The sequence below is a fragment of the Haladaptatus rarus genome, assembly GCF_054177585.1.
In genome coordinates this window covers 24,466-31,525 of the sequence record NZ_JBPEHG010000029.1, presented here as the reverse complement: position 1 = coordinate 31,525, position 7,060 = coordinate 24,466, and the positions used below count along the sequence as shown (strand labels likewise).

The following is a 7,060-nucleotide window of genomic DNA, read 5'->3' as shown; positions in this document are numbered from 1 at the left end:
TCCGTCCGCTCACGCTCCCAACATTCAAGCGTAGCCGTCTCTAAACTCTTTTTGAGCAGGTTCGAGAGTAGCATGAATCACTAGCTCTTCGACCTGCTCGTCCTTATCTAGACAGTGCCGTCCGGACGTATTTAATCCGGATCAAGCAGATTTCGATGGTGATGGGATTGGAGATGCGTGTGATGCACCTGGCAGCAGTGGTCAAGCTCCCGGTCAAAATAGGGTTCCAGTCTGCCATGATGGGGAAACCATATACGTTCCGCCGAAAGCTGTGGACAACCACCTCAAGCATGGCGATACAGAGGGAGAGTGTCCATAACCTCGTCAGGCCCCCTTTCGTTCTTCAGAATGTCTGGATCTTTGCTACATTCACTGCCTCGGGTGATAATATCTCCCAATTCAAGAACGAGTCGAACTCAGCTGGTGCTACATATCAGATCATTTCGATTGTCTCACTTTTTGACCCAGTTTATGGCGATTGAGAGGGCTCGCTCGTTTCTACTTCGTTCGCTATCTTCTTGAGGCGAGAGAATTCCGCCGTTTCCGGCGGGGGTGAATCGCCGCACAGCAGATTTACGTGGTCGGTGGCCGTACTGGATCCTGACCGACGCAAAACAACCAAGATACTCCTGAGTCAGCAGGGCAGAACCCTGACCCCACTGCCGGATAGGGATAACGGCTGCGTGGCCCCGCCAGCACCCCGTCGGTGTGTAAACGTAAGTTCCCAACTCAGCGGGCTTCGGCTTGTGGGAAGCCCCGTCGTTTACGACGGGGAGGAGGTCACAATTCGGAAGCCTAATAAGCCATAATTGCGAGTGGGGAACCACAGTTAGAGGATGTACAGAATGATACCACTATTCGGCCCGGTTCCCGGTGGGATGGAGCTCGCGGTGATTTTGCTTATCGCGGTTCTGCTCTTTGGTGCAAACAAGATTCCGAAGCTCGCGCGCTCGACAGGCGAGGCGATGGGCGAGTTCAAGAAAGGCCGTCAGGAAGTCGAGAACGAACTCCGCGAGATGCAGGAGGCAGGGACGTCGTCCGCCGGTAGCACTGAGATCGACGACGACGAGCCGGGGACGCGGGTGGACGACGAGACGGTGACGGAAACCGACACCGAATCCGCCGACACCGAATCCGGATGGACGACGAGACGGTGACGGACACCGACACCGAATCCGCCGACACCGAATCCGCCGACACCGAATCCGGATGGACGACGAGACGGTGACGGACACCGACACCGAATCCTCATCGCTACGACCGACACGAATGACTCCTGGGTACTCGAACTGATGGTTGGGGAAGTGCTGCACACAGATAGATAGCATGCTCCCGGGATTGTTTACTTCCGCTTAGAAAAGAATAAACTGACACGAAGATGCGTCACCCACTGAAAAACTATCTCCTGTTTCTTTATTCATCGCCGTCGTTCCGGGGATCAACCTGTAATTCGTAGAGTGCCGTATTCTCGTGAATATTCTCTACGTACCCTACCGCAGTGAGCAGTTTGAGCCGTTCGTGAACCTTATACCGCGGTTTTTCCGTCGCGTCGACGAGAAACCCTTGGGTGCGCGCTCCTTCGTTGAGTTCATCGAGGATCGCTTCATCGAGGGCAGTCAATTCCATTTGCTTCCCTCTGTACACGCTTGCTATATTATTCTACATATTTGGCGATGATTCTCGTACGAATTATCCTACGAATCGGCGTAAACTCTATTCTACTATACAAAGAATATATTGTTTTACGATTCATACTACGATTCGTAGAACCATGAGACACAGATTGCCCCTCCCCGATCAGGATGACCTCGAACGAGTGAGTCCGCAACTGACGCCAGACGATTCCCGAACGTGCGCTGTCGCCGGTCGAGTCAGCAAGAGCGTCATTCGACGGCTCACCACTGATTCGCGTGTTCTGACACCAACCGTGACTGCCATGCTCGCCCTCGTCTCGATGACGGGACTTGCAGCCGCTCAGACGAGCAGTAATGGCCTGTGTGGGACGCCCGCCATCGACCTGTTCGAGTGGGCGGCCCAGACTGGTGCTGGCGTGCTATTCCTCGGTGGCTTGCTCTACGGTGGTTTCAAACACGCCCGCGCCGGGATGTCGCGGAACCCAGAACGGGCGAGGGAGCATCGTCAGTCCGGTACCATGGCGATGATCTCTGGCCCCATCTTCGGCATCGTCGTCACCTTATGAGTTCGACTGCGTTACGCTATACCATGGGTGACGAGAGCAACCGGGACGACACAGCGAAATCCGCGTCGTCCACACAAGCGGGTGGGCACGCACTCCCGCCAGACATCCTCGAGATCGACCACGTGTACACCGCGCTGGGCCATCCCCGGCGTCGGTATCTTTGTTACACGCTGCTCGAAGACACAGAATGGTCGCTGACCGAGCTCGCAACGAAACTTGCTGCATGGGAGAACGACGTTGCCGAACAGGCGGTCACGCACTTACAATGGGAACGGGTGTACGCCTCGCTCTATCACGCGCACGTGCCGAAACTCGTCGATGAGTCGGTTATCACGTTCGATGACGTGAGCGAGACGATCAGTGCTGGCGAGCATGCAGCGCAAGTCCAGACCGCACTCGAAGGCATCGGGGCGAGCCTCGACGCTAACCAAGAAGCACACGCACGGAGGGACATGGATGACGAGGAGGAACACTAGCGGCGGAACAACCGGCAACGACAGCTCAACGATTGACGGTGGATCACACTGGACGCAGGTTGCACAGCGCCACTACGATCCAGCCCAGGACGGAGAACTCACGACGGCACTCGTCTTCGCCATCGCCGAGGCCGAGGGCGTCGCTCCCAGCGAGGTGACATCACCACCGGTGTACGAATGTATTGATGCGGCAGCCCTCGAAGAGACCTTCTTCGGGCCAGCGGTGGCCGGTGAAGACCGCCAGGGTGTCGGCACCGTCGAGTTCCAGTATACCGAGTATCGGGTGACAGTCGGCAGTGGCGGGTGGATTCAGGTCTACGAATCGACCGACGCTGACCGCTCTTGACCTCCACCCACGACTGAAGTCGTGGGAGTCTCAGTCGTCTGAGCCCCGAGAGCGACATTCCCGCTTGTGGCGGTACTCTGGCTTGTGTAGTCCTCGTTAGCCGGTGTCTCCGCGGTGGAGGGCGGGCTATGGTGATCCCGTCAATCGTGATTGTTCCACTTGAGGTATATGGGCCGTGTCATCGACCCAACCGCGTTGTGCTGCCGTCTCAGGAACGATTCCGACGCTACGAGATCCGCGTGCCCCTCAAACCCGCACGGGCACGTCAGCGAATCCTCGTAAGGGAGCCGACCGCCGTGCAGGAGGTTATCCCGATGGAAGAAGTTTTACGTCGGATTCCGGCTGAAGAGGTCGTTCAACAGTTCTCACCACCATTATATCAGTATTTTATGTTGTTTTATCATCACCTCTTTATACGGGGGTGTCGAAAGAGAGCGCGAGCTGGGTGGGCCGTGCTGTCGGCACTGCGCGCGAGAAAAACTGATCCCAACGATGAGCAAAAAGACACACGACACGACGGCTGACGCGGAATCGGAAATGGAATCGGAACGCCTCCAAAAACGAATCAGCCACCGATTCTCGTCGATCCTCCCGGTGTTCAAGTGGCTTCCGCAGTACGACACGTCGTGGCTTCGTCTGGATATCGTTGCGGGAATTACCGTTGCGGCGTCGGTCATTCCCGAAGGGTTGGCGTACGCGTCGCTGGCGAACTTGCCACCAGAGACAGGCTTGTATGCCGGGTTGATGGCCGTCATCGCCTACCTCGTTCTCGGCACCTCTCGGCAAGTCATCGTAGGACCGACCTCGGCACTAGCGATCCTGCTCGCGAGTGGCGTCGGGTATGCTGCAGCCGGGAACACCGCCTCGTACGCGTCGCTCGTCATCGTGACGACGCTTCTCGTGGGTGTCATCGCAGTTGTTGCGTGGGCGTTCCGGTTAGGCTTTCTCGTCCACTTCATTTCGGGGTCGGTGCTCACTGGGTTTTCCGCCGGAGCGGCGTTGTACATTATGTCCACCCAACTCACCAAACTATTCGGCATCGAGAGCAGCGCGGCGGGCGGTTTCTTCGGGCAAACTTTCTTCGGACGGGTATGGTACACCGTTACTCATCTCGGTATGACAAACCCCGAAACGCTAGCCGTCGGCGTCGCGGGCATCGTGGTGCTCGTCCTCGGTGAGCGGTTCGTACCGCGTTTTCCGACCGCACTCGTCGTCGTCGTCCTCGCGATCGTGCTCATGTCGGTGACCAATCTGCAGGCCCGTGGCGTCGACATCGTTGGGTCGATTCCGAGCGGTCTGCCCTCGCTGACGGTTCCAGCGATACCCGATGTCTCGACGCTGGGTACCCTCGTCCCCATCGCCGCCGCGTTGTTCCTCCTCTCGTACGTCGAAGGCATCGGCGCAGTCGAGACGTTCGCCCGACGCCACGACTACGACACCGATGCGAATCAGGAACTGCTGGCTGATGGCGGTGCCAACCTCGCTGCCGGCCTCGGTGGTGGATTCGCTGTCGGCGGCAGTTTTTCGCGGTCGGCGCTCAACGACTCCGTCGGTGGCAAGACACAACTCACGAATGCCGTCGTCGCTATCGTTCTCGTCGTCGTCCTTCTCTTTCTCACTGGCGTGTTCACGAGTCTCCCGGAAACGATCCTCGCATCGATCGTCATCGTCGCCGTCAAGGGTCTCATCGACATACCGGCGATCCAGCAGCTGTACCGGGTAAGCAAAAGCGAGTTCGCCATCGCGATGGCAGCCGTATTTGGGGTTCTCACAGTCGGGATGCTCTGGGGCATCTATGTCGGTGTCGTCCTTTCGTTGTTGGTCGCAATCTCTCGGGTCAGTCATCCAGCAACACACGAACTCGGTCAGATAGACGGGACAGATCAATTCATCGCTCTCGACGTGTACCCGGCGGCGACGACCAGCACAGACGTGTTTGTCTACCGCGTCGAAGCCGAACTGTTCTATGCGAACGCGGATACGGTTCGGATCGATCTCCTTGACCGTCTTAAGAAACGCGACTCCGACGTCGAACTGGTCGTCTTCGATCTCACTTCGTCCCCGACAGTGGACTTCGGGGCCGCACAGATGCTGGAGAAACTCCAACAGAACCTCGAATCGCGTGGCATCGACCTCCGTTTTGCGGGAGCGGAGTCCGACGTTGTCCGGATGTTCGAATCGACGGGACTCGCAGCGAACGTTGGCGGCGTGAAGATCGAGGAATCGGTCGATGACGTCATCGACCGCTGGAGAGCGGAGCCAGCGGCCTGATCGGGATTCCAGATGCCACGCCCTTGAGGGCGTGGTAGCTTACTCTTCGGTTGGGGGCAGGGAACGCGGCAGGAACGTCGATGCAACGAGCATGAGCAGTACGAACAGTACGAGGAGGAGCAGTGCCGCCTGCTGTGCGTCGAACATCGCATCCGCAAAGATACCTTCGAGTAATTGTCGTTGTGGAGGCGTGAGTTGGGTCAGGAACTGCTGCTGCGTGGCCTCGGTTGCCGTCTCCGCGGCGTCTTCGAGCGCGATCACCAACTCGTACCGCTGCTCCATCGAGATCGTCACCTCCTGCGTTCGCAGGACGCCGTCGACGACGCTGCCGTAGAACCGTCCGAGCAGGAGCGAACCGACAACTGCCGTCCCCAGGGAGAATCCCATCGAGCTGCCCGTTTGCAGGACGCCGGACGCCTCGGCGTAGTTCGCGGTCGGGACAGCGGACAACGTCATATTTACTATCTGTCCCATCAGGAGCCCGAGTCCAGTTCCGACGAGCGTCATCGGGACGATCATCCCGGCTATCGTCTGTGAAGGCCCCGTCCCCCGATATAACAGCATCAGTCCGAGGCCCATGAACACGATGCCGGCCTGGACGAGCGTCTTCGGCGAGAGGTACGTACGCCAGCCGGTCGTGAACGACGAGAAGACGAGCGTCGCGAGGGAGTACGGAAGCATCGCGAGCCCGGCTTCGAAGGCGGTGTGGCCGAGCGCCGCCTGGAGATAGACCGGGACGATGAACATGAACCCGGCCATGACGACCGAGCGGAAACTGTACGTGACGACGCCCGATACGAGACGTCCGTTCGTCAGCACGTCCAGCGGAACGAGCGGCTCCCGTTCGGCGCGTTCCATCCGACGTTCGTGCTGGACGAACGCGGCGAACGCGAGCAGTCCGCCCCCAAGGAACCAGATCGCCGGCGACGTGCCGAACGGGTTGAACTGCACGTCGCCGACGAAAAACGGTCGCCTCACGAGTAGCCACCCGTACTTCCCGCTAAGAAGGAATCCCGTGACGAGCGTCGCCGCACCAACGATGGAGAGAACCGCCCCACCGACGTCTAGCGATCCGCGCGTTTCCTTCAGCCGGCCCGGCTGGAGATACCGGACAAAGAAGAGGGTCGCCGCCACGACAACGAGCTGGAGCGCGAACCCCCACCGCCAACTGGCGTAGGTCGTCAGTGCCCCGCCGATGATCGGTCCGACGACCGCCCCGATCGCGCTCACGCCGGCCAACAGTCCGAGTGTCTTCGCCCGGTCGTCCCCGTCGTAACTGAACATCAGTACGGTGTAGGTCAGGGGAAGCAACACAGCGGCCGCGATGCCTTCGATGACTGACCAGCCGACGAAGAGCACGATGGGGTTCCAGCTAATGGTCGCCAGCAGCGTCCCGACGCCATAGACGACTAATGTAACTGCCGTCAGGCGCCTGATATCATACAGGGACGACACTTTGCCACCGGGAAGAACCAGCGCAGCGATCACCAGCGAGTAGAACGAGATCGCTCCCTGAACCACGGTGACCGTGGTGTCGAACTCCGCCACAATCGCAGGCACCGCCACGTTCATCAGGGCCGAATTGATACTCACAACGAACATCGAGAGGTTCACCGCGATCGCTGGCCCCCAGTATTGTAATCCCGTCTTCGAATCCGCAGAGAAAGAACTACTATCGTTGGAAGGAGACTCATCTGGGGCCATACAGTGGTCTAACGCTTTTGACCATCAAATATCATGGACGTGGTTCAATCGTCGAGTGCCGAT

At 58.7% G+C, this 7,060-nt stretch carries 8 protein-coding genes and 2 pseudogenes; 6 read left to right on the top strand and 4 right to left on the bottom strand.

Going from position 1 to position 7,060, the window contains the following annotated elements; all coding sequences use genetic code 11:
- Positions 1 to 74, bottom strand: a pseudogene (locus ACR3FE_RS26995) (IS6 family transposase); the annotation flags it as partial.
- Between the two features lie 108 nt (positions 75 to 182).
- On the opposite strand from ACR3FE_RS26995, the gene ACR3FE_RS26990 reads away from it, so the two are divergent.
- Together ACR3FE_RS26990 and ACR3FE_RS26985 are read left to right on the top strand one after the other, a co-directional pair.
- Positions 183 to 482 (top strand): hypothetical protein, encoded by a 300-nt coding sequence (locus tag ACR3FE_RS26990; RefSeq protein WP_458210945.1) that lies wholly within the window; start codon positions 183 to 185, stop codon positions 480 to 482.
- Positions 483 to 836: 354 nt separating this feature from the next.
- Complete coding sequence (locus ACR3FE_RS26985; protein WP_458210944.1) at positions 837 to 1,157, top strand: Sec-independent protein translocase subunit TatA/TatB; 321 nt, start codon at positions 837 to 839, stop codon at positions 1,155 to 1,157.
- 256 nt (positions 1,158 to 1,413) lie between these two features.
- Here the strand turns inward: ACR3FE_RS26985 and ACR3FE_RS26980 are convergent, their stop codons facing one another.
- The gene (locus ACR3FE_RS26980; protein ID WP_458210943.1) at positions 1,414 to 1,626 is read right to left on the bottom strand and encodes a hypothetical protein; all 213 of its coding nucleotides are present in this window, start codon (positions 1,624 to 1,626) and stop codon (positions 1,414 to 1,416) included.
- Positions 1,627 to 1,771: 145 nt separating this feature from the next.
- Here ACR3FE_RS26980 and ACR3FE_RS26975 point away from each other — a divergent pair, with 145 nt between their 5' ends.
- The 3 genes from ACR3FE_RS26975 to ACR3FE_RS26965 are packed head-to-tail and all read left to right on the top strand — an operon-like array spanning position 1,772 to position 3,022.
- Entirely contained in the window at positions 1,772 to 2,200 is a 429-nt protein-coding gene (locus tag ACR3FE_RS26975; protein WP_458210942.1) for a hypothetical protein, read from the top strand.
- 23 nt (positions 2,201 to 2,223) lie between these two features.
- Positions 2,224 to 2,676 carry a DUF7344 domain-containing protein gene (locus ACR3FE_RS26970; protein WP_458210941.1) on the top strand — a complete coding sequence of 151 codons (453 nt, stop codon included), beginning with the start codon at positions 2,224 to 2,226 and terminating at the stop codon, positions 2,674 to 2,676.
- Positions 2,657 to 3,022: a HalOD1 output domain-containing protein gene (locus ACR3FE_RS26965; protein WP_458210940.1), complete on the top strand. Its 366-nt coding sequence runs from the start codon at positions 2,657 to 2,659 to the stop codon at positions 3,020 to 3,022. Before ACR3FE_RS26970 ends, ACR3FE_RS26965 begins: the two co-directional genes overlap by 20 nt.
- Before the next feature lie 143 nt (positions 3,023 to 3,165).
- Here ACR3FE_RS26965 and ACR3FE_RS26960 read toward each other — a convergent pair.
- Positions 3,166 to 3,303, bottom strand: a pseudogene (locus tag ACR3FE_RS26960) (IS200/IS605 family transposon protein TnpB); the annotation flags it as partial.
- Between the two features lie 211 nt (positions 3,304 to 3,514).
- Between ACR3FE_RS26960 and ACR3FE_RS26955 the strand changes: the two are divergent.
- Positions 3,515 to 5,293 (top strand): SulP family inorganic anion transporter, encoded by a 1,779-nt coding sequence (locus ACR3FE_RS26955; protein WP_458210939.1) that lies wholly within the window; start codon positions 3,515 to 3,517, stop codon positions 5,291 to 5,293.
- A gap of 39 nt (positions 5,294 to 5,332) precedes the next feature.
- Here ACR3FE_RS26955 and ACR3FE_RS26950 read toward each other — a convergent pair whose 3' ends face one another.
- Complete coding sequence (locus ACR3FE_RS26950) at positions 5,333 to 6,997, bottom strand: MFS transporter (protein WP_458210938.1); 1,665 nt, start codon at positions 6,995 to 6,997, stop codon at positions 5,333 to 5,335.
- Between the last annotated feature and the right edge of the window lie 63 nt (positions 6,998 to 7,060).

Coding starts and splice junctions, on each gene's coding strand:
- ACR3FE_RS26955 (WP_458210939.1), top strand. CDS start 3,515: ATGAGCAAAAAGACACACGACACGACGGCTGACGCGGAATCGGAAATG.
- ACR3FE_RS26990 (WP_458210945.1), top strand. CDS start 183: ATGCACCTGGCAGCAGTGGTCAAGCTCCCGGTCAAAATAGGGTTCCAG.
- ACR3FE_RS26980 (WP_458210943.1), bottom strand. CDS start 1,626: ATGGAATTGACTGCCCTCGATGAAGCGATCCTCGATGAACTCAACGAA.
- ACR3FE_RS26950 (WP_458210938.1), bottom strand. CDS start 6,997: ATGGCCCCAGATGAGTCTCCTTCCAACGATAGTAGTTCTTTCTCTGCG.
- ACR3FE_RS26975 (WP_458210942.1), top strand. CDS start 1,772: ATGAGACACAGATTGCCCCTCCCCGATCAGGATGACCTCGAACGAGTG.
- ACR3FE_RS26965 (WP_458210940.1), top strand. CDS start 2,657: ATGACGAGGAGGAACACTAGCGGCGGAACAACCGGCAACGACAGCTCA.
- ACR3FE_RS26985 (WP_458210944.1), top strand. CDS start 837: ATGTACAGAATGATACCACTATTCGGCCCGGTTCCCGGTGGGATGGAG.
- ACR3FE_RS26970 (WP_458210941.1), top strand. CDS start 2,224: ATGGGTGACGAGAGCAACCGGGACGACACAGCGAAATCCGCGTCGTCC.